25 protein-coding genes are annotated in these 19,736 nt (G+C 44.3%); all 25 read left to right on the forward strand.

What is annotated here, in order from left to right; genetic code table 11:
* Positions 1 to 23: 23 nt before the first annotated feature.
* Positions 24 to 806, forward strand: a complete 783-nt coding sequence (locus tag ACO1B7_RS13015; protein ID WP_005106558.1) for a ParA family protein — start codon at positions 24 to 26, stop codon at positions 804 to 806.
* Positions 803 to 1,690 (forward strand): ParB/RepB/Spo0J family partition protein, encoded by an 888-nt coding sequence (locus ACO1B7_RS13020; protein ID WP_004731487.1) that lies wholly within the window; start codon positions 803 to 805, stop codon positions 1,688 to 1,690. The genes ACO1B7_RS13015 and ACO1B7_RS13020 overlap by 4 nt, the downstream gene beginning before the upstream one ends.
* Before the next feature lie 33 nt (positions 1,691 to 1,723).
* A complete protein-coding gene (locus tag ACO1B7_RS13025) occupies positions 1,724 to 2,362 on the forward strand; it encodes a MotA/TolQ/ExbB proton channel family protein (RefSeq protein WP_129716637.1) in 639 nt (212 codons plus the stop codon).
* A 10-nt stretch (positions 2,363 to 2,372) separates the two neighbouring features.
* Complete coding sequence (locus ACO1B7_RS13030; protein WP_004278885.1) at positions 2,373 to 2,795, forward strand: ExbD/TolR family protein; 423 nt, start codon at positions 2,373 to 2,375, stop codon at positions 2,793 to 2,795.
* Positions 2,795 to 4,522, forward strand: a complete 1,728-nt coding sequence (gene msbA, locus ACO1B7_RS13035; protein WP_423090229.1) for a lipid A export permease/ATP-binding protein MsbA — start codon at positions 2,795 to 2,797, stop codon at positions 4,520 to 4,522. The genes ACO1B7_RS13030 and msbA overlap by 1 nt, the downstream gene beginning before the upstream one ends.
* A 3-nt stretch (positions 4,523 to 4,525) precedes the next feature.
* Entirely contained in the window at positions 4,526 to 5,530 is a 1,005-nt protein-coding gene (lpxK, locus tag ACO1B7_RS13040) for a tetraacyldisaccharide 4'-kinase (protein ID WP_004645471.1), read from the forward strand.
* Between the two features lie 12 nt (positions 5,531 to 5,542).
* Complete coding sequence (gene kdsB, locus ACO1B7_RS13045) at positions 5,543 to 6,304, forward strand: 3-deoxy-manno-octulosonate cytidylyltransferase (RefSeq protein ID WP_129716639.1); 762 nt, start codon at positions 5,543 to 5,545, stop codon at positions 6,302 to 6,304.
* Between the two features lie 14 nt (positions 6,305 to 6,318).
* Positions 6,319 to 7,299 carry a DNA polymerase III subunit delta' gene (locus ACO1B7_RS13050; RefSeq protein WP_129716641.1) on the forward strand — a complete coding sequence of 327 codons (981 nt, stop codon included), beginning with the start codon at positions 6,319 to 6,321 and terminating at the stop codon, positions 7,297 to 7,299.
* A gap of 15 nt (positions 7,300 to 7,314) precedes the next feature.
* Positions 7,315 to 7,656: a PilZ domain-containing protein gene (locus ACO1B7_RS13055; RefSeq protein WP_004278877.1), complete on the forward strand. Its 342-nt coding sequence runs from the start codon at positions 7,315 to 7,317 to the stop codon at positions 7,654 to 7,656.
* A 27-nt stretch (positions 7,657 to 7,683) separates the two neighbouring features.
* Positions 7,684 to 8,457 carry a TatD family hydrolase gene (locus tag ACO1B7_RS13060; RefSeq protein ID WP_005106566.1) on the forward strand — a complete coding sequence of 258 codons (774 nt, stop codon included), beginning with the start codon at positions 7,684 to 7,686 and terminating at the stop codon, positions 8,455 to 8,457.
* A 41-nt stretch (positions 8,458 to 8,498) separates the two neighbouring features.
* Positions 8,499 to 9,113 carry a TetR/AcrR family transcriptional regulator gene (locus ACO1B7_RS13065; RefSeq protein WP_129716643.1) on the forward strand — a complete coding sequence of 205 codons (615 nt, stop codon included), beginning with the start codon at positions 8,499 to 8,501 and terminating at the stop codon, positions 9,111 to 9,113.
* Between the two features lie 9 nt (positions 9,114 to 9,122).
* Complete coding sequence (locus tag ACO1B7_RS13070) at positions 9,123 to 9,674, forward strand: type II secretion system protein (RefSeq protein ID WP_129716645.1); 552 nt, start codon at positions 9,123 to 9,125, stop codon at positions 9,672 to 9,674.
* A complete protein-coding gene (gene gspI / locus ACO1B7_RS13075; RefSeq protein WP_165353907.1) occupies positions 9,664 to 10,173 on the forward strand; it encodes a type II secretion system minor pseudopilin GspI in 510 nt (169 codons plus the stop codon). Before ACO1B7_RS13070 ends, gspI begins: the two co-directional genes overlap by 11 nt.
* Positions 10,170 to 10,811, forward strand: coding sequence for a type II secretion system minor pseudopilin GspJ (gene gspJ, locus ACO1B7_RS13080; protein ID WP_129716649.1), 642 nt, complete (start codon positions 10,170 to 10,172; stop codon positions 10,809 to 10,811). Before gspI ends, gspJ begins: the two co-directional genes overlap by 4 nt.
* Before the next feature lie 6 nt (positions 10,812 to 10,817).
* Positions 10,818 to 11,789 (forward strand): type II secretion system minor pseudopilin GspK, encoded by a 972-nt coding sequence (gspK, locus tag ACO1B7_RS13085; RefSeq protein ID WP_129716651.1) that lies wholly within the window; start codon positions 10,818 to 10,820, stop codon positions 11,787 to 11,789.
* A 152-nt stretch (positions 11,790 to 11,941) separates the two neighbouring features.
* The gene (locus ACO1B7_RS13090; RefSeq protein ID WP_004278864.1) at positions 11,942 to 12,538 is read left to right on the forward strand and encodes a 6-pyruvoyl trahydropterin synthase family protein; all 597 of its coding nucleotides are present in this window, start codon (positions 11,942 to 11,944) and stop codon (positions 12,536 to 12,538) included.
* A 46-nt stretch (positions 12,539 to 12,584) separates the two neighbouring features.
* Entirely contained in the window at positions 12,585 to 13,298 is a 714-nt protein-coding gene (ung, locus tag ACO1B7_RS13095; RefSeq protein ID WP_005247316.1) for a uracil-DNA glycosylase, read from the forward strand.
* Positions 13,295 to 14,416, forward strand: coding sequence for an enoyl-CoA hydratase/isomerase family protein (locus ACO1B7_RS13100; protein ID WP_129716653.1), 1,122 nt, complete (start codon positions 13,295 to 13,297; stop codon positions 14,414 to 14,416). The genes ung and ACO1B7_RS13100 overlap by 4 nt, the downstream gene beginning before the upstream one ends.
* 6 nt (positions 14,417 to 14,422) lie before the next feature.
* The gene (gene tadA, locus ACO1B7_RS13105) at positions 14,423 to 14,938 is read left to right on the forward strand and encodes a tRNA adenosine(34) deaminase TadA (RefSeq protein WP_129716655.1); all 516 of its coding nucleotides are present in this window, start codon (positions 14,423 to 14,425) and stop codon (positions 14,936 to 14,938) included.
* A 60-nt stretch (positions 14,939 to 14,998) separates the two neighbouring features.
* Positions 14,999 to 15,430 (forward strand): SRPBCC family protein, encoded by a 432-nt coding sequence (locus ACO1B7_RS13110; protein WP_129716657.1) that lies wholly within the window; start codon positions 14,999 to 15,001, stop codon positions 15,428 to 15,430.
* A 17-nt stretch (positions 15,431 to 15,447) separates the two neighbouring features.
* Positions 15,448 to 16,131, forward strand: a complete 684-nt coding sequence (cmk, locus tag ACO1B7_RS13115; RefSeq protein WP_004645457.1) for a (d)CMP kinase — start codon at positions 15,448 to 15,450, stop codon at positions 16,129 to 16,131.
* 110 nt (positions 16,132 to 16,241) lie between these two features.
* Entirely contained in the window at positions 16,242 to 17,918 is a 1,677-nt protein-coding gene (gene rpsA / locus ACO1B7_RS13120) for a 30S ribosomal protein S1 (RefSeq protein ID WP_005252225.1), read from the forward strand.
* A 163-nt stretch (positions 17,919 to 18,081) separates the two neighbouring features.
* Complete coding sequence (locus ACO1B7_RS13125) at positions 18,082 to 18,387, forward strand: integration host factor subunit beta (protein WP_004278853.1); 306 nt, start codon at positions 18,082 to 18,084, stop codon at positions 18,385 to 18,387.
* A 24-nt stretch (positions 18,388 to 18,411) separates the two neighbouring features.
* Positions 18,412 to 18,771: a lipopolysaccharide assembly protein LapA domain-containing protein gene (locus ACO1B7_RS13130; RefSeq protein WP_004278852.1), complete on the forward strand. Its 360-nt coding sequence runs from the start codon at positions 18,412 to 18,414 to the stop codon at positions 18,769 to 18,771.
* A gap of 36 nt (positions 18,772 to 18,807) precedes the next feature.
* Entirely contained in the window at positions 18,808 to 19,488 is a 681-nt protein-coding gene (gene pyrF, locus ACO1B7_RS13135; RefSeq protein WP_129716659.1) for an orotidine-5'-phosphate decarboxylase, read from the forward strand.
* The last annotated feature ends 248 nt before the right edge of the window (positions 19,489 to 19,736 follow it).

Raw genomic sequence — 19,736 nt, forward strand, 5'->3', positions numbered from 1 at the left:
TTTTTAAAGGGATTGGGGGCAACATGGCACAAATTATTGCGATTGCAAACCAAAAAGGTGGTGTCGGTAAAACCACAACCGCAGTAAATTTGGCGGCATCTTTAGCTGTGTTAAAAAAACGTGTTTTGCTGGTTGATATGGATTCGCAAGGCAATGCGACCATGGGGTCTGGCATTCAGAAGAATGACCTACTTTATTCGGTTACTGATGTGTTGCTGGGTGAAGTGCCGATTGAAACGGCGATCTCTAAGGCGGAAGTCGGCTACAAGGTTCTTGGGGCAAACCGTGATCTGGCTGGGGTTGAGTTGGCGATTGCAGAGCAGGAAGGGCGCGAGTTCATTTTGCGGGATGCATTGCAGGAAATTGAAGCTTCATTCGACTATATCATTGTCGATTGTGCACCGAGTCTTAGCCTGATTACTGTCAATGCTTTGGCAGCCGTGGATGGTGTGCTGATTCCAATGCAGTGTGAATATTATGCACTGGAAGGTCTGGCGGATTTAACCCAAACCATCGATCGGATTCAGCAAGCCTTGAATCCGGACCTGCAAATTGTTGGTGTATTACGCACCATGTACGATGCACGCAATGCCTTGACTCGTGATGTCTCTGAAGAATTAGAACAATATTTTGGTAAAAAACTGTATGAAACCGTGATTCCACGGAATATCCGTCTGGCTGAAGCACCAGCACACGGTTTGCCGGTGATTTATTTTGAAAAAAGCTCAAAGGGTGCAGTTGCTTACTTAAATCTGGCAGCTGAAGTATTAAAGAAAAGCAAAGTGAAAAAAGGAAGTAAAGCATGACCGTCAAGAAACGTGGACTCGCCAAAGGTCGTGGCTTGGATGCCTTGCTAGGCTCAATTCAAAAAGAAAAATTACAACTCGAAGCCCAAGGTCTTGATCATGGTCAGTTGAAACAGATTGATGTGAATTTGCTCAAGCGTGGTGAATATCAGCCACGCCGTTATATTAACGAGCAGGATTTGCAGGAACTGGCGGCATCGATTGAAAAGCATGGCATCATGCAGCCCATCGTGATCCGTCCGGTTGACGATGAGCGCTATCCATACGAGATTATTGCGGGTGAACGTCGATGGCGTGCTGCACAGCTGGCGGGTTTGACCGAGGTTCCTGCGATTGTACGTGATCTGAATGATCAGGTTGCGATTGCACTGGCCTTGATTGAAAACATCCAGCGTCAGGATCTGAATCCGATTGATCAGGCGATGGCTCTGCAACGTTTCCATGAAGAATTTGGCTTAAGCCATCAGGAAATTGCAGATACCGTGGGTAAAGCGCGTACGACAGTGAGTAACCTACTTCGCCTGCTTAGCCTGGCAGAAGAAGTGAAAGACTTTATGCAGCAGGGTTTGCTGGATATGGGGCATGCACGTGCGATCTTAACCTTAAAAGCTAAAGATCAGCTCAAAGTTGCAGATATCGTAATTGAAAAAAGTCTGTCTGTTCGTCAAACCGAGCAGTTAGTCCGTGATTTCAATACACCTAAACAAGAAAAAGTAAAAGAAGCTGTAGCACCGGATATTCAGCAATTGACTCAGCGCCTTTCAGAGCGTTTCAGTGCAGATGTTAAAATTGACTATAACAAGCAAGGTAAAGGGAAACTGGTTATTAGCTATCACTCTTTAGAAGAACTTGATGGCATTCTTTCTATTTTAGAAGATGAATAATTTATATATTTTTTTTATTGGGGAATAAATTAGATGTGGGAATTGGTTAAAGCAGGTGGTTGGCTCATGCTGCCCCTGGTCTTGTGTTCTATCTTTATGCTGGCGATTTCGATCGAGCGCCTGATCCGCCTGAAAAAGAACGTAGTACTTCCGTCGATCCTGTTGATGGGGCCTTCGCAAAATACAGCACAAGTCATGCAAAAAATGAATCAAAGTGCGACCTTAAAGCAAAGCACTTTGGGCCGGGTATTGGCTGCGGGCTATACTAGTAAGCCGCAGGGTGAGCAGTATGCTCGCGCGCAGATGGAAGTGGTGGCGTCACAGGAAATCGGTTATCTGGAAAAAAATATTAATTTTCTGGGCACGTTGAGTGCAGTTGCGCCTTTACTCGGTTTGTTGGGGACCGTACTTGGGATTATTGAGTCTTTCCTGATGATCGATGTGGGAACTGGAAGTGATCCGGTCTTGATGATGCCCGGTATTTCCAAGGCTTTAATTACCACGGCAGCCGGTATGCTGATTGCAATTCCTGCACTGTTTGCTCACCGTTATTTTCAGCGTCTTGTTCAGGAATATGTGGCTGAACTTGAGCAGCAAGCGACTTTGTTTCATGCGGATCTTTTTTATCGTAATCATGCAGACATAGATCAAGACATGCAAAAAGCCAGCTAGGAGGCGGATGATGAAATTCAAACGCAACCAGGTGGAAGATGTACATATTAATCTGACACCGATGATTGATTGTCTGCTGTTTATTCTGGTCTTTTTACTTTTGTCGACGACATTTAGCCAAATGAGCCGAATGAATCTGACCTTGCCGGATGCGCAAGGTGTACCGCCTAAAAGCTATGATCAGAAAGTTGAAGTGATTGTGGATGCCAATGGTCATTACGCAGTCAATGGTCAATCCTTGGCCAGTAAGGAAGTCGCGGATTTAAATACTGCAATTAAACAGATTTCTAATGAACGCCGTGATTTAATGTTTGTCATTGCAGCTGACGCAAAAGCCAGCCATCAGGACGTGATTCGTGTCATGGATGTGGCCGGGCAGCTCGGCTTTGTAAATATTAATATCAGTACCAAAGTACCCACCCGAGGTTATTAGTGAAGCACGATTTTAAGGTCTATCTTCGCCTTTTAAGTTATTTAAAACCGTTTTGGGGCATTGCATTGCTTGTCCTGCTGGGTTTTTCTATTAATGCCGCTACGGAAGTCTCTGTCGCTAAATTACTAGAATATATTATTGAGGCGATTCAAAATAAAGACCAGAGTTTCACATCACTTTTCCCGTTTTTAGTGGTCATACTCATGTTCTTCCGGGGCCTGGGTTTGTTCATGGGTGGATATTTTACTGCGGTAATTTCCCGGAATCTGGTATTCAACATCCGTCAGGAAGTTTTTGCAAGATTCCTGCGTTTACCGTCCCAGTATTATCTGGATAATACCAGCGGGCATATTACTGCCAAAATCATGTATAACGTTGAACAGCTAACCGCTGCTTCAACTGAAGCTTTAAGAACCTTGTTGCAACAAGGTTTGATCACTCTGGCATTATTAGGCTACCTGTTGTATACCAACTGGCGTCTGACCATGTGTATCCTGATTTTTGCACCCGTCATTGGCTTTATTATCAGTAAAGCTGCAAGACGGATGCGTAAATTATCGCAGCAAGTGCAAGACACCATGGGTGATGTAAACCATGTGGTGCAGGAAACGGTGAATGCCAACCTGATCGTCAAGGGTTTTGGAGGGCAAAGTTATGAGCAGGAACGCTTTAAACAGAACTCGCTGGAAAACTTGCGTCGTGGCTTGAAAATGGTCGCTGTACAACAGTTGAATAGTCCTGTGGTTCAGCTGATCATGTCGATTTCACTGAGTATTGTGATGTTTATTGCCTTACGTCCGCAAATTCTGGGTGATACCTCTGCGGGTGAATTTGTCGCTTATATTACTGCGGCGGGTATGCTGGCAAGACCGATCAAAGCCTTGACGGATATCAATGAAAAAATTCAACGTGGTATGGCTGCGGCTCATTCGGTATTTGAATTGCTGGATATGCCTGAAGAAAAAAATACCGGGACTTTAACGGATAGCCTGAAAGGCGATATCGAGTTTAAAGATGTCAACTTGATTTATGATGATGGCCATCGTGCTATTCATGACTTTAATTTGCAGGTCAAGGCCGGTGAAACAGTAGCGCTGGTAGGACGTTCTGGTGCAGGAAAAAGTTCTCTGGTGAATCTGCTGGTGCGTTATCAGGATGCAACTTCTGGGCAGATCTTGCTGGATCAGAAACCGATTGAAGATTTTGAAATTACCGCCTTGCGAACCCAGATTGCTATGGTGAACCAGCAAGTCGTACTGTTTAATCGTACCGTGCGGGAAAATATTGCTTATGGTCAGCTCGAAGGTGCTTCCGATGAAGATATTATCGCGGCAGCAAAGGCAGCCTATGCGCATGATTTTATTATGGCACTACCGCAAGGTTATAATACTCAGCTGGGTGCTCAGGGTTTAAACCTGTCTGGTGGCCAGCGTCAGCGCATCGCCATCGCGCGAGCAATTTTGAAAAATGCCTCTATTCTGATTCTGGATGAAGCGACCAGTGCGCTGGATAACGAGTCGGAATACTTTATTCAGCGTGCCTTTGATAAAGCCATGCAGGACCGTACCACCATCGTAATTGCACATCGTCTATCGACGATTGAAAACGCGGATCGTATTGTTGTCATGGATCAGGGTCGTATTGTTGAGCAGGGCAGTCATGCCGAACTGATTGCGCTACATGGTGCTTATTATCAGTTGCATCAGCGTAACTTTGAGGAACAGTAACTTATGGCACTGGCACAAATCATTCAGGATGCTTGGAATGCACAGGCAAAGTGGCTGGTGGTGCTGCGTCCTTTGTCATGGTTGTATCGCCTGGGGTTTGTCAGCAATCACTGGCTTTATCAAAAAGGCATTAAAAAAAGTTATAGTGCACCAATTCCCGTTATGGTAATTGGTAACATCACAGTCGGTGGTAGCGGTAAAACACCTTTGTTGATTCATCTGGTGGATTATTTAACCGAGAAAAATGTTCGGGTAGGCGTGATCAGTCGAGGCTATGGCGGCCAAGGTCCATTTCCTGCCTATGTCGACTTTAATACCTTGCCGGAGATTGTCGGAGATGAGCCTGCCTTGATTGTACAGGCAACAGGTGTGCCGATGGCAGTTGGTCCCAACCGGCAGAAAAGTATCGAGTTATTGCTGCACAAACATGAACTGGATCTGATTATCTGTGATGATGGCCTGCAGCATTGGGCCTTGAATCGCCAGATTGAGTGGATTGTGCTGGATAATAATCGCGGTCTGGGTAATCAGAAACTGCTTCCAGAAGGTTATCTACGTGAACCAGTGACCCGTTTGAAAACGGGAACCGTAATTGAGCATTCGGCTAACCCAAGCTCTGAACTGCATATGCATCTGGCTGCATCACAGCCTTATTTGCTTAATCAGGACAACAATAAAATCTTTGATCCTCAAGCGGCTTTTTATGCGGTAGTCGGCATTGGCTTTCCACAGCGGTTTTATCAGACCTTGCAAAATTTAGGCATAGAACAATTTCAGTGTCATGAGTTTCCAGACCATCATGACTATGACATTGAAGATTTACAGTTCGATGATAACAATCCGATTATTACCACTGAAAAAGACGCAATAAAAATTATGGCGCTACTTAAACAATATCCAGATTTTAAACAGGATATCTGGGTGGTGCCAGTCGATGCAGTCCTATCGCCAGCCTGCTATACAGTCTTGCAGCAACAGTTACAACAATACGGTATTCAAATTTCTTAAGGCTCATTCATTATGAAACACATTGTTATTCCTGCACGTTTCGCCAGTTCACGTCTGGCGGGTAAACCGTTGCTGGACATTCATGGTCGTCCCATGATTCTGCGGGTAGTGGACCAAGCCAAAAAAGTGCAAGGTTTTAACGATCTGTGTGTGGCAACTGATGATGAGCGTATTGCAGCCGTTTGCCGTGCTGAAGGCATTGATGTGGTGATTACCTCAGCGGATCATCCTTCAGGCACAGACCGCTTGAGTGAAGTGGCTCGAACTAAAGGCTGGGCCAGTGATGACATCATTGTCAATGTACAGGGGGATGAACCTTTACTGCCAGCGCAACTGGTAAAACAGGTTGCTCAACTCTTGGAAGATCAGCCTGAATCTTCCATGTCGACGCTATGTGAGCCGATCCATCAACTGGATGAATTCAAACGCGACAGCATTGTAAAAGTCGTAATGTCAAAACAGCAGCAGGCACTGTATTTTAGCCGTGCTACCATTCCTTATGACCGTGATGGCGCGAAACTCGCTGAACCGAAGCTGCATGATCAGGCCTATCGTCATTTAGGTCTATATGCCTATCGGGTAAAACTGTTGCAAGAATATGTGACCTGGGAAATGGGTGTGCTGGAGAAACTGGAATCTCTAGAACAGTTACGGGTACTGGAAAATGGACACCGTATTGCCATTGCGGTGGCTGAAGCCAATTTGCCGCCAGGGGTAGATACTCAGGAAGATCTGGATCGCCTGAATCAGATGGATCTTTCCCATTTTGCCTAAGAAGAGTCAAATACATGCCTTTTGATGTCAATGCACATATCTATCCATGGCAGCAACAGGTTTGGGAAACCCTGACCGGGCGCTTTCCCAAGCTTGGACATGGTTTATTGTTTTATGGAAAAAAAGGCTGTGGTAAAGAAGCGTTTACCCAACAGTTTCTGGCTTGGGTGTTATGCCTGAATCGTCAGCCTGCCAGGCCATGTGGTGAATGCAGTAGCTGTCAATGGTTAAAGGCAGATACCCATCCCAACTATGTGCATATCAGTACCGATGACGACAATAAAAAACAGAATGCCAAAATCAAGATCGAGAAGATTCGCGATCTGCTGCCTTTTGTGCAACAGACTGTAGATGGCTGGCGCGTGATTGTGATTGAGCCGGCAGAAGCCTTGAATATTGCCTCTGCCAATGCCTTACTCAAAACACTGGAAGAACCCGGTGATAATACGGTCATTATTTTACTGGCGAATCATTATTTAAAATTGCCCGCGACTATACGCAGTCGTTTGCAGCATTTTGCTTTGGACCGGATTTCCGCAGAACAATTTAGCGATTATGTCCAGAATCAGCTCCCAGATGCAGGTGCTAGCCAACAACAGTTATTGATGAACCTGTCCAATCAGATGCCGTTACAGGCACTAGAGGTTGCACAAAGTGCCTGGCTGCCACTACGTCAGGAATTCCTGCAAGACTGGCAAAAACTGGTCATGCAAAAAAATATGCCGATGGCAATTGCGACCAAATGGAATAAAAACCTGAATTTTGGTGACTTTGCTCAAATGTTTGAATACTTGTTGTCCGATTTAATTTGTGTCAAGCTAAATCAGACGGTGAAAAACATTGACCTTGAATTCAATGTGCTTGCCGAACAATATTCATTAGAAGCACTTTTTAAAATTTATGAAGATTTTCAGCGCGCTAAACAATTCCTTGAACAGAATGTCCAAAGCAATCTGGTTATTGATGAATTGTTTATCAAGCTGATGAATCTTTAATTAAGGGGAAATCACATGCAACCACGTATGGGCGGTATTATTCAGGCCAATATTCCTGACATTGAAACACTGTTTGCCAGCTATATGCCTTATGTTGTGGGTGGTGGGCTTTTTATTCCTTCCAAGCAGCCGGTCAAACTGGGCGAAGAGGTTTTTGTATTGACGACTTTGCCTGACCAGACCCAGAAAATTCCTTTAACCGGTAAAGTCATCTGGGTCTCGCAAAAGCAGAATGGCATCAAGCCACAAGGCTTTGGCATCCAGTTAAGCGGTGAAAAAGGCGTTTATTTTAAAAATGAAGCAGATCGTCTGGTTGCAGGTCTTAAATCTGAAGGACGTAAAAGTTACACTATGTAGTTAATTTACCCTTGGTAGGAACGCATCGTGTTTGTAGATACTCATTGTCATTTAACCCTGCTTGATTTGACACCATATCATGGTGATCTGGATCAGGCATTGGCTCAGGCTCGTGAAGCCGGTGTTTCCAAATTCATGAGTATCTCGGTCGATCTGGATGATCATATCGAGCTGGCCAAAATTGCCGCGCGTCATGCAGATGTCGGATATACCGTTGGCGTACATCCTTGCGAAGATGCTGCAACCATGGCGCGTGCCACGACTGAATATCTGGTCGAACTGGCGCAACCGGAGAAAGTCTGGGCGCTCGGTGAAACCGGTCTTGATTATTATCACAGTACCGATTTTATTGCAGAGCAAAAGGCCTGTTTCGCCCGGCATATTCATGCGTCACAAATCACCAAAAAACCTGTAGTTGTTCATACCCGTTCCGCCAAGCATGATACCGTTGATATTATCCGCGCGGAAAAATCGACTCACGGGATTTTGCATTGTTTTACCGAAGACTGGGAAACCGCCAAAGCGGTACTGGACTGCGGCTATTATGTTTCATTTTCCGGCATTGTTTCCTTTAAAAATGCGCAGGATCTGCGTGATGTCGCCAAACAGGTTCCGCTGGATCGTGTGCTGATTGAAACCGATAGTCCTTATCTTGCGCCAATGCCGTATCGTGGCAAATCTAATGAGCCTAAATACGTTCCTTATGTAGCCAAAGCGCTTTGCGATGTATATGATAAGTCGCTAGAAGAAATGGCTTTTATCACAAAGCAGAACTTTGAAAATCTTCTGAATTTAAAGTAAATAAAGTTATATAAAGTACAAAGAGAGTTTATAGGGTGAAGATGGATCGTCAGGCTCAGTTTCGAGCAAGAGAAACCTTGATTTTTCAAGTTGCAGAACAGCTCCTGTTGGAAAATGGTGAAGCAGGAATGACGCTAGATGCGCTGGCTGCCGAGCTTGATCTGGCCAAAGGGACACTTTATAAACATTTTCAGAGTAAAGATGAGCTGTACATGCTGCTGATTATCCGTAATGAGGGCATGTTGCTGGAAATGATTCAGGATAGCGATAAAGCCTTTCCTGAACATCTGGCCTTCTTTATGCTGCATCATTTGCATCATCCTGAACGTACTGTGCTGTTTCATCAAATTGAAGAACGCCTGTCGACGACTGGGGTTGGAATCCAGCACCTGTTTAGCGAACTTTATCAGGTGCGCAAACAGCGCTTACGCCTGATTATCCGTATGACAGAAACTTATCTGGCATCGATCAACAGCCGCATGTCGGTACGTGATTATCTGGCTTCGATCTGGTCGCTGACCCATGGTGCTGCGGCAATTCTCAATTCCAGTTTCTATCAGCGTTATTTGGGTTCGCGCGATACCTTACGTGTGGCCTATATCGATCAGGCACTAGCTTTGCCTAAGCAGGTTCATTCTGCAGAGCAGCTTGCCTAAGGTCGTCCTATGATTAGATCACCTCACAGTGCAGTTCGTGGCTTTACCTTAATCGAATTGATGGTGGTGATTGTGATTATGGGGATTATGGCGTCACTAGTGCTGCTCAATACTAGTGGTGTCGATCAGCGCAAAGCGATGCAGGCGCGTGAAATTTTATTGGTGGACTTACAACGGGTTCTACGCGAGGCCAATGACCAGTCCAGAATACTTGCGCTTGACGTTCAATCAGCGACAGATGTCACGCCATTTCGCTATGGAATTATAGAATATCGTTCAGCAGCGCAGACTGAACAGAACCTGCAAAATGAGAAATGGCAAAGTTATGTAGATTTTAAATTGCGTAGTTTGCCTGATCATGTTTCCTTTCAGATTCAGGCACTGGAACAGCAGCGTTACGCCAGGGCACAAAACCGTGACCTGACTCAGGCAAATTCACCTCAATTGATCTGGCTCGGCAATGGTGAAGTCAAGCCGGTGCGGATTCAGTTCTTTTTAGAAGACCGTGAAGTGGGTGCTGCGATTGAGATTGATCATCTGGGTAAAATCAATGAAATCTAGATATTTCAAGCAGAATACTGGATTTGGTGCTATCAGGCCGAGTATTACTCGGCTTAATCGTGTGCACTCTGAACAGAGTTCGTTATCTTGCGCTCGGACGAAACGTTGTTTCATTTATCCTCGCTCAGGTTTTACCTTGTTGGAAGTCATGGTGGCCTTGGCAATTTTTGCGACCGCAGCCATGACCTTGACCAAAGTTGCAATGCAATATACCCAGTCAACCTCGAATGCCATTCTGCGCACCAAAGCACAGTTTATTGCCCTGAACGAAGTGGCTCAAATGGAAATCAATCAGCAATGGATGGATGGTACGGCCTCCAAACAGCTGACCCAGCAAGGCGAAACCTGGCAAATTGACAAGCGCAGTGAACCGACGATCAGTCCCAATGTGCAGCGTATTGAACTACAGGTCAGTCTAGTGAATCCGGATACTGGCCAGGTTGCATCCGGGATCAGCAGCTTGATGTTCTTTAATCATCGCATGAACAATACGCCATGAAGCCTAAAGGATTTACCCTGGTCGAATTATTGGTTGCCATTGCAATCTTTGCGGTGCTGTCTGCTTTGGGCTGGAAAGTTTTTGATTATATTGTCAAAACTAAAGATCAGAATGTGATTCATGAACAGCGTCTAGGTCAGTTACAACAAACCTATCAGCAGATTCTGCGAGATACCGTACAGACAGTCCCCTTAACGGCCAACATCAATGGGGATATTCAACCGGCTCTAGTGCTGCAGAACGGACGCTTTAATTTCAGTAAAACCGGGGTAACTGATCCTTTGGAAGAAGGGATTTCCCCAGATGAGCGCATTGAATATCAGTATCGAGCCGATGAGCAGAAGCTTTATCGCCTGAAATACCGGAATCTGAATCAGACAGGTCAAGATCAGCCAGAATCCAGTGTTTTATTGTCGGAAGTAGAACAATTCCAGATCGTCGTACTCAATCCGAATGAGCTCACGCAATGGCCAGATGCTTCTGCTGATCTGAATCTGTTAGAGCATAAACAGCGTTTGCCTAAAGGGATTAAAATCAATTTAACCGTGAATGGCGTTAGCTATGAATGGATGTTCAGTTTATTAAATACGGACTTTTTGCTTGATACTCAGAACACCGGTCAACCCAGCTCAGAATAATAAGAAATGAAAATGAATAAAGCGATCATGATCAAGCAGCAGCAGGGCATTGCACTGATTACCATTCTGGTGATGGTAGCGCTAGCGACTATTTTGGCTGCCACGATTGCCCAGCGTCAGGCTGCAACTGCTGAAAGCACTGCTTATTTAATGCGACAAAACCAGTCTCTCATGTATGCCAAAAGTGCCGAGGCCTTTTTTTCTGAATTGCTGGTCGATGATGCTGAAAATGCTGCAGAGGTCGACCATCTGCAGGAAACCTGGGCGCAACCCATGCCGGCTTTTCCGGTAGATGACGGTTATGTCTCCGGAATTGTGCAGGATGAATCGGGAAAGTTTAATTTAAATAGCCTGATCACCGCCGAAGGTACGGTGAATGAAAATGCCAAGGCATGGTTCGAGCTGATTCTAAAACGTGCCGGTTTGCCGGCACAGCTGAGTGAAGCAGTCATTGACTGGCAGGATGCAGATGAGCTGGTCAGTGGAGGTATGGGCGCCGAATCTAACTATTATCAAGGCTTGCCCAATGCTGCTTTGCCGCCGAATGCAAAATTTCATAGCGTGGAAGAATTAAAGCTGGTACGCGGTTTTGAAGAGAATAAATATAAGTTGATAGCACCTTATCTGAGTACTGCACCGGTGCAGGAGAGTCCGGTCAATATTAATACGGCTTCAGCTTTTCTTTTGGCGAGTATAGATGAAAAGCTGGATGTGAATGCGGTGCAGCAATTGCTGGATCAGCGTCAGGCCAATTTGGAGTATTTTTCCAATGTATCTGATTTGTGGTCACTCGAGCCTTTCGCTCAGGTTGATGCGGATAAGCGTAATCTATTTAACAGCCTGCTTGGGGTTCAATCCAATTATTTTAAAGCCCGAATCGAAGTGGTTTTAAGTGAGCGTAAGCGCCAATTCAGCAGTGATCTGGTTCGTCAGGACAAACAGGTTTATGTAGCCTATCGTAGCATGGCGCCATTTTAATTTTAGCTCATGAATTGTACAGGCTGGATAAGCGCAAATGCCGGGCTGATGCCTTTTCCCTATCATGCTAAACAGCAAAATTAATCCTCAAAGCTTTACTTTTGCTTTATAATCAAAATTAATTCACCTATTTTTTGACGACATTACGGCATATGTTAATTCGTAAGTTATTTAAGTTTGAGAATGCTCATATTGTGCGTAACTGCACGTCAGATCGCTGTAAGCGTTCGATCCATGGCCATAGTTATAAAGTCGAGTTATTGCTAAAAGCCTCGAAGCTAGATCATGGTCAAATGGTCTATGACTTTGGTCTGCTTAAAGGTGTGATTAAGGATTTCTTTGATTCTTTCGATCATGCCATCTGCTTTTGGCAAAATGACGATCCGGAATATATTCAGGCCTGCAAGAATTTCAGTGCGCGCTGGGTGTCTTTGCCGGTATCGCCATCAGCAGAACAGTTTTCACGTATTTTCTTCTTTCTGGCACAGCAGGTGCTGGCATCGACCGTGACTCAAAATGGTGAAGGCGATGTCGAAGTCTATTCTGTGATTGTGCATGAAACCGACACCGGCTATGCACAAAGCTTTTTAGAAGATATTCAAAATGAACAAATGGGCATCCTTAGTCTGGAGCAACTTGAGTTCTCTGAACAAGTGCAGGCTGAATGGACAGATCCGGACATGTTTGCCAAGCTCAAACAGGGCACACCATTTCATAACCCTACAGTAGATTTACAGGTACAGATTTAAAGTCTGCGTGACTTTAAATCCATTGACATAGATTTAGGATTGAAGAATGTCTTTAAATGAACAGCAACTGGCCAAGCTGAATAAAGTTCAGTTGGATGAAAGCTGGAAATATGGATTGAGTGAATTTTTGCTCAGTCCAAAAATGGATGAATTAAAAGCATTTCTCGTTGAAGAAAAAAAAGCAGATAAAATCATTTATCCTCCCAATCATCTGATTTTTAATGCGTTAAATACCACGCCGCTAGATCGGGTAAAAGTGGTAATTTTGGGGCAAGATCCTTATCATGGCCCAAATCAGGCGCATGGATTAAGCTTTTCCGTGCAAAAGGGAGTTGCATTACCACCATCTTTGCGTAATATTTTTCATGAGTTACATGCTGATGTTGGGGTTGAAAGACCGAAGCATGGTGACTTGACGCATTGGGCAGAGCAGGGTGTGCTTCTGTTAAATGCAGTACTGACCGTAGAAGCAGGTCAGCCGACTTCGCATCAAAAGCGCGGTTGGGAAGAATTTACCGATCACGTCATTGATGTATTAAATGAACAGCGTGAACATATTGTCTTTATTCTTTGGGGCGCATACGCACAGCGTAAAGGACAGCGCATTAATCAAGACAAGCATCTCGTGTTAAAGGCAGCACATCCATCGCCTTTGGCCGCAAACCGTGGTGGTTTTTTTGGTTGTAAAGTATTTTCGAAATCGAATAATTACCTCAAACAACATGGCATTGAGCCTATAGATTGGCAGCTGGACGCATGAAATATTCTCCCCTTACTAAACATTATCATCCAGATTTGATTGTTGAAGAAGCGCACAATGGTTGGCGTATCGTTCGTTTAAATCGCCCGAAATCTTTGCATGCGCTGGATGAATCGATCGCTTCCGCACTTCTGGAAGTATTTCAGGACTTTCATCATGATGACAGCGTAAAAGCAATCTGGCTGGATTCAACCACACCGAAAGCGTTCTGTGCGGGTGGGGATGTACGTAAACTGCGTCAGTTAGTGATTAATGATGAAGTCGCGGCTGCCAATAAGTTCTTTGAACAAGAATATGCACTTGATCTGTTATTGCATAATTATGCTAAACCCGTTTTAGTCTGGGGTGAAGGTTATGTGATGGGCGGTGGCTTGGGCTTGTTTATGGCGGCACCTTTCCGTTTAGTGACGCCATATTCACGTTTAGCCATGCCTGAAATTAATATTGGTTTGTATCCAGACGTGGGTGCAACACGCTTCTTGGCAGATCGTGGTGCGATTGGTCTATTTACCGGCTTGACCGGTTCGATCATGACCGCTGCGGGCGCTTACGGGATTGGCTGGGCAACGCATATTTGTGATGCACAGCGTGATTCAGTTTTGGATAAAGTCATTAATATCGACTGGGAGCATTATCCTGCAGGTGATTTCCGTGCGATTGATGACACCCTGAACAGTATGCACCGTCCGGTCGGCCCGGGACCGTTGCAAAACTCTCTGGACGTGATTCATAGTGTTTGCCGTGGTATCAACTTTGAGCATGATTATGAGTCGATTATTGGCCTGAGTGATGCGCGCAGTGACTGGTTGCGTCAGGCTAGTGAAAATCTGAAAAAAGGTTCACCAACCACCGCAGCCTTGACCTGGCTATTATGGCAATGGGGTAAGCAGGTACATTCCTGGAATGAAGTTTTCGAACTGGAAGTTCAAATTTCTGACTGGAAAATCCGTCATCATGACTTTGTTGAGGGTGTACGAGCACGTCTGGTCGACAAAGACCTTAGTCCTGAGTGGAAAAAAGGTGCAGATATGAACTTGAAAGGGATCCTGTCTGGGAATCCTCCAGTTACGACTATTGAAAGCTGGAATGAGCTGCTCAAGCATTATGGTGTGATTTAAGCCTCAATGTCCGAAACACAATTTACAGATGAATACTGGATGCAGCGTGCTTACGAGCAGGCTGCACTTGCTGCTGCACAGGGAGAAATTCCTGTCGGGGCAATTATCGTCAGTCAGAATCAGATCATTGGTCAGGGATTTAATACGTCCATTACATTAAATGATCCGACTGCGCATGCTGAAATTGTGGCGCTGCGTGATGCCTGTCAAAACATCCAGAATTATCGTTTACCTGATGATGCGGTGCTTTATGTGACTTTAGAGCCGTGCACCATGTGTGTTGGTGCGCTGGTGCATTCACGGGTTTCACGGGTAGTATTTGGCGCATTTGAAGCGAAAGCAGGTTCACTGGTGAGTGCGCGTCAACTGTTTGAAACCGGTTATTATAATCACGTATTTTCTTTCCAGGCAGGCTGCATGCAGCAGCAATGCTCTGAACAGCTCAGTGCATTTTTTAAGTTGCGTCGCGAGCAGAAACGACAATTCAAGTTACAAGAAAAGTTATTAAATACGCAGAAGTAAATTTACTTTATCCGCTAAAATTTTCCCACTTTCAAATATCTGCAATCTTCAGGAACAATAATGAACAGCATCCAAGTAAAAAAAGAATTCCCAGCAGCCCTTGATGATGTCTTCAATTTGATGTCCAAACATGCCACCTATAATATTGCCTTCGCACCGATGCAGGTCGAACGAATCAAGGATTCTGCGGATGCTGAACATCCTGATGGACTCGGTTCGGTACGTGCAATGGGTATGGGGCCAATAAAGCCGCTGAAAGAACAAATTACCTTGTTCGAGCCAAATAATCGCATCGAATACCAGATTATTAAAAATCCGTTAATCAAGCATCATTTGGGTATTATTGAATTTGAAGCACTGGCTGATGACAAAACGCTAGTAACTTATACGATTGAATTGCAGGCACGTGCGCCTTTTGTGAGTAAATTAATCCTTGCACAGTTACAGGCAGCGATTAAACTAGGCCTGACAAAACTCGCAAAATCTGTTTAAACAACAACGGGAAAGCAATGACAGTTCAAATTATTACCATTGATGGTCCAAGTGGGTCTGGCAAGGGCACGTTAGCAGCGAAACTGGCTGCACATTATCAGTTTCACTTATTGGATTCTGGTGCTTTATACCGCCTTTTGGGTTTGTCATTGCATCACCATGATTTGCTGGATTCTCTAGACACGAAATTGCCAGAATGCGTACAAATCGCAACAAATTTAGATATCCAGTTTGTCAGTACCGACACTGGAGTGCAGGTGTGGCTGGATGGTGAAGATGTGTCCCAAACTATTCGCACTGAACGGGTAGGAGAGTTTGCTTCAAAAGTTGCAGCAATTCCTGAGCTTAGAACAGCGATGGTTTCACGCCAACATGCCTTTGCGCAGGCACCGGGTCTGGTAGCAGACGGACGCGATATGGCGACAAGTATCTTCCCGAACGCCCAGGCAAAAATATATTTGACGGCCTCGGCTGAATCCCGTGCGCAAAGACGTGTAAAGCAGTTGCAGGGCATGGGGCTGGATGTTAAAATAAGCGACATTTTAGCTAATATCATCGCTCGCGATAAACGAGATATGGAACGCACTGTCGCTCCACTCAAGCCTGCGGATGATGCTTACATTATCGATAGTTCAGATTTGAATATCGATGAAGTATTCCAGCTGATGACCACTTATGTGGATCAGCAGTTAGCAAACTAACCCAATTTTATCAGCAAACGCATAGCTTGATCAGTTTTATATGGACTATGTAGATGCTTAATTAAACCGGCCTTGTCTGATCCAAGACCGCTGACTTTATCGGAAATATCATGACCGAATCTTTTGCAGCCCTCTTTGAAGCAAGCGAATTAAACCTCAACGTTGAAAAGGGTGCAGTTATCCAAGGCGTTGTAGTAAGCATTGACTCTGATTGGGTAACTGTTGACACTGGCCTTAAATCTGAAGGCGTTGTTGACCGTGCTGAGTTCTTAAATGAACAGCGCGAACTTGAAGTTCAAGTTGGCGACACTGTAGACGTAGTTGTTGAAGCACTTGACAATGGTATGGGTCAAACAGTTCTTTCTCGCGAAAAAGCTAAACGCGCAGAAACTTGGACTAAACTTGAAAAAATCTTTGAAGACGGCGAAATCGTTACTGGTGTTATCTCTGGTAAAGTTAAAGGTGGTTTCACTGTTGACATCGGTCCAGTACGTGCGTTCCTTCCAGGTTCTTTAGTTGATACTCGTCCTATTCGTGATACTACTCACCTAGAAGGCAAAGAGTTAGAATTCAAAGTAATCAAACTTGACGCTAAACGTAACAACGTTGTTGTTTCACGTCGTGCTGTTATGGAAGCTGAATCTTCAGCTGACCGTGAAGCTCTTCTTGCTCAGCTTGAAGAAGGTCAAACAGTTACTGGTACTATCAAAAATCTTACTGACTACGGTGCATTCGTTGACCTTGGCGGTATTGATGGTCTTCTTCACATCACTGACATGGCTTGGAAACGTATCAAGCACCCTTCAGAAGTTGTTGAAGTGGGTCAAGAAGTTACTGTTAAAGTACTTAAATTCGACCGCGAACGTAACCGTGTTTCTCTAGGTCTTAAACAACTTGGCGAAGATCCATGGTTAGCGATCATGAACCGTTACCCTAAAGGTTCAATCGTTAAAGCGCGCGTAACTAACCTGACTGATTACGGTTGTTTCGCTGAAATCGCTGAAGGCGTTGAAGGTTTAGTACACGTTTCAGAAATGGATCACACGAACAAAAACATCCACCCATCTAAAGTTGTTCAGATTGGTGACGAAGTTGATGTTATGGTTCTTGAAGTTGATGAAGAACGTCGTCGTATTTCTCTTGGTATCAAACAAACTCGTGCTAACCCGTGGGAAGAGTTTGCTAAAGACCACGACAAAGGCGAAAAAGTTTCTGGTACGATCAAATCTATCACTGACTTCGGTATCTTCATCGGTTTACCAGGCGGTATCGACGGTCTAGTTCACTTGTCTGATATTTCTTGGAACGAACAAGGCGAAGAAGCGATTCGTCGTTATAAGAAAGGCGACACTGTTGAAGCGGTTATCCTTTCTGTAGACGCTGAAGGCAACCGTATCAGCCTTGGCATCAAGCAAATGAACAACGATCCGTTCAATGACTTCCTTGCTGCTAACGAACGCGGTGCGTTGGTTAAAGGTACTGTAACTGCAGTTGACGCTAAAGGCGCTACTGTTAAGTTAGCTGACGAAGTTGAAGCGACTCTGAAAGCATCTGAAATCAACCGCGACCGCGTTGAAGATGCAACTAAGTTCCTTGAAGTTGGTCAAGAAGTTGAAGCGAAGATCATCAACGTAGATCGTAAATCTCGCGCAATCAACTTGTCTATCAAAGCGAAAGACGAAGCTGAAGAGAAAGAAGCAGTTGCTAACTTGAAAACGGCTCCTGTTGGTCAAGACAATGGTCCTAAGACGATTGGTGACCTGATCAAAGCTCAAATGGGCAACTAAGTAAGCGTTTGAATTGTATTGTTAATGTAAGTTAACTAATGCTTTTTATACAAATACTGTAAACGGTAGCGTAGTATTTAATTATTGCGCTACCGTTTTGTATTTAAACAGGTTATTATCGGGAAATAGATCCCAAGTAGCTTGATAATTAAAGAGGTCGCAGATGACTACTGAAGCACTTAATAAGTCTGACTTAATAGAGCGTATTGCGTTAAAAAATCCGCATTTGGCTGAGCCTTTAGTGGAAGAAGCAGTTAAAATCATGATTGATCAAATGATAGAAGCATTATCAACTGACAATCGTATCGAGATTCGTGGATTTGGTAGTTTTGCATTGCATCACCGTGAGCCGCGCGTAGGTCGTAACCCTAAAACTGGTAAATCTGTAGAAGTGGCTGCAAAAGCAGTTCCACACTTTAAACCAGGTAAGGCACTTCGTGACGCTGTGAACGAGTCTGCACAAAAATAATTGTAAATACTTTTCGGGGTGTTCATGCGTTACGTTCTAGTCATTCTTTTATTGGTACTGTTTGGTTATTCACTAGCTTTGGTTTTGCAAAACGGTACAGAATTGTCAGTGGACTTGTTATTTACTCAAGTTCCCGCAATGCGCCTAGGATTATTGCTTCTCCTCACTTTATCGCTAGGTGTCGTTTTGGGCCTATTATTGGGCGTTCAGATCTTCCGGGTTTTTCAGACGAATTGGGAAATCAAACGACTGCGTAAAGATATTGAACATCTACGTAAAGAACAGTTAAATACCGCCAAGTTAATGGCCGCTGAAGCAGCAGCTCATACCCGGCATGAAAAAACTGTATTAGATATTACCAATGAAAATCAAAGCCCATTATAATGGGCTTATTTTTTGCCTATATGAAGGGGTAATCTCTTGAGTATCATCGTCGCACTAGATGCCAAAAGCCAATTTGATGCCTTAGCCATTGCAGAACAGTTAGATCCTGCCTTGTGTCGACTAAAAGTTGGTAAAGAGTTATTTACCCATGAAGGTCCAATCATTGTCAAAGCACTTCAAGATAAAGGCTTTGATGTATTTCTGGATCTGAAATTTCATGATATTCCAAATACAACAGCACAGGCAGTATGCGCGGCAGCAGATTTGGGTATGTGGATGGTCAATGTGCATGCCTCAGGTGGCCGCAAGATGATGGAAACCTGTGTAGAGCGTTTGCAAGCGGGTAATTATAAAACTCAGTTGATTGCAGTGACTGTATTGACGTCAATGGGCCGTGAAGACTTGAAAGATATTGGTCTGGATATTGAGCCAAATGAGCATGTAAAACGTCTGGCACAACTGACAAAAGACAGTGGTCTAGATGGGGTGGTTTGCTCAGCTCAAGAAGCGAAAATGTTACGTGAAACGATTGGAAAAGACTTTGCATTAGTGACACCCGGCATTCGTCCAGAAGGGTCGAATGCAGATGACCAGAAACGTATTGTGACACCGAAACAGGCAATGCTAGATGGCTCAACACATCTGGTAATTGGTCGCCCGATTACCCAGTCTAAAAATATGCGTCAGACTTTGAAAGATATTTTGGCAACGCTTTAATACGGTTTGAATGACAAAAAGCCTTTCAGTCGAAAAGCTTTTTTTATATATTGAAAAAATGGTTATAAAATAAAAAGGAAAAATGATGACTTCATCTGAACCACAATTAGAAAAAGTACAGAATGACGTTATTCAAAATATTCAACAGGCAGAACAGCTTAAGCAACAAGAATAGCAACAACAGCAGGCAAGCTCAGCAGATCGGACAGCGGGGATCGATGTGGTCAGTTTGGCATCTGATGCCATCA

Origin of the sequence: Acinetobacter lwoffii (assembly GCF_049367455.1) — a bacterium.
GTDB lineage: Bacteria > Pseudomonadota > Gammaproteobacteria > Pseudomonadales > Moraxellaceae > Acinetobacter > Acinetobacter lwoffii_W.

Bases quoted from the DNA above. Each gene is read 5' to 3' on its own strand.
- gspK (WP_129716651.1), top strand. From the start codon at position 10,818: ATGAAAATGAATAAAGCGATCATGATCAAGCAGCAGCAGGGCATTGCA.
- cmk (WP_004645457.1), top strand. From the start codon at position 15,448: ATGACAGTTCAAATTATTACCATTGATGGTCCAAGTGGGTCTGGCAAG.
- ACO1B7_RS13055 (WP_004278877.1), top strand. From the start codon at position 7,315: ATGCAACCACGTATGGGCGGTATTATTCAGGCCAATATTCCTGACATT.
- ACO1B7_RS13065 (WP_129716643.1), top strand. From the start codon at position 8,499: ATGGATCGTCAGGCTCAGTTTCGAGCAAGAGAAACCTTGATTTTTCAA.
- ACO1B7_RS13110 (WP_129716657.1), top strand. From the start codon at position 14,999: ATGAACAGCATCCAAGTAAAAAAAGAATTCCCAGCAGCCCTTGATGAT.
- ACO1B7_RS13070 (WP_129716645.1), top strand. From the start codon at position 9,123: ATGATTAGATCACCTCACAGTGCAGTTCGTGGCTTTACCTTAATCGAA.
- ACO1B7_RS13125 (WP_004278853.1), top strand. From the start codon at position 18,082: ATGACTACTGAAGCACTTAATAAGTCTGACTTAATAGAGCGTATTGCG.
- ACO1B7_RS13130 (WP_004278852.1), top strand. From the start codon at position 18,412: ATGCGTTACGTTCTAGTCATTCTTTTATTGGTACTGTTTGGTTATTCA.
- ACO1B7_RS13090 (WP_004278864.1), top strand. From the start codon at position 11,942: ATGTTAATTCGTAAGTTATTTAAGTTTGAGAATGCTCATATTGTGCGT.
- ACO1B7_RS13020 (WP_004731487.1), top strand. From the start codon at position 803: ATGACCGTCAAGAAACGTGGACTCGCCAAAGGTCGTGGCTTGGATGCC.
- ACO1B7_RS13015 (WP_005106558.1), top strand. From the start codon at position 24: ATGGCACAAATTATTGCGATTGCAAACCAAAAAGGTGGTGTCGGTAAA.
- kdsB (WP_129716639.1), top strand. From the start codon at position 5,543: ATGAAACACATTGTTATTCCTGCACGTTTCGCCAGTTCACGTCTGGCG.
- ung (WP_005247316.1), top strand. From the start codon at position 12,585: ATGTCTTTAAATGAACAGCAACTGGCCAAGCTGAATAAAGTTCAGTTG.
- ACO1B7_RS13050 (WP_129716641.1), top strand. From the start codon at position 6,319: ATGCCTTTTGATGTCAATGCACATATCTATCCATGGCAGCAACAGGTT.
- ACO1B7_RS13025 (WP_129716637.1), top strand. From the start codon at position 1,724: ATGTGGGAATTGGTTAAAGCAGGTGGTTGGCTCATGCTGCCCCTGGTC.
- ACO1B7_RS13100 (WP_129716653.1), top strand. From the start codon at position 13,295: ATGAAATATTCTCCCCTTACTAAACATTATCATCCAGATTTGATTGTT.
- lpxK (WP_004645471.1), top strand. From the start codon at position 4,526: ATGGCACTGGCACAAATCATTCAGGATGCTTGGAATGCACAGGCAAAG.
- ACO1B7_RS13030 (WP_004278885.1), top strand. From the start codon at position 2,373: ATGAAATTCAAACGCAACCAGGTGGAAGATGTACATATTAATCTGACA.
- tadA (WP_129716655.1), top strand. From the start codon at position 14,423: ATGTCCGAAACACAATTTACAGATGAATACTGGATGCAGCGTGCTTAC.
- gspI (WP_165353907.1), top strand. From the start codon at position 9,664: ATGAAATCTAGATATTTCAAGCAGAATACTGGATTTGGTGCTATCAGG.
- gspJ (WP_129716649.1), top strand. From the start codon at position 10,170: ATGAAGCCTAAAGGATTTACCCTGGTCGAATTATTGGTTGCCATTGCA.
- rpsA (WP_005252225.1), top strand. From the start codon at position 16,242: ATGACCGAATCTTTTGCAGCCCTCTTTGAAGCAAGCGAATTAAACCTC.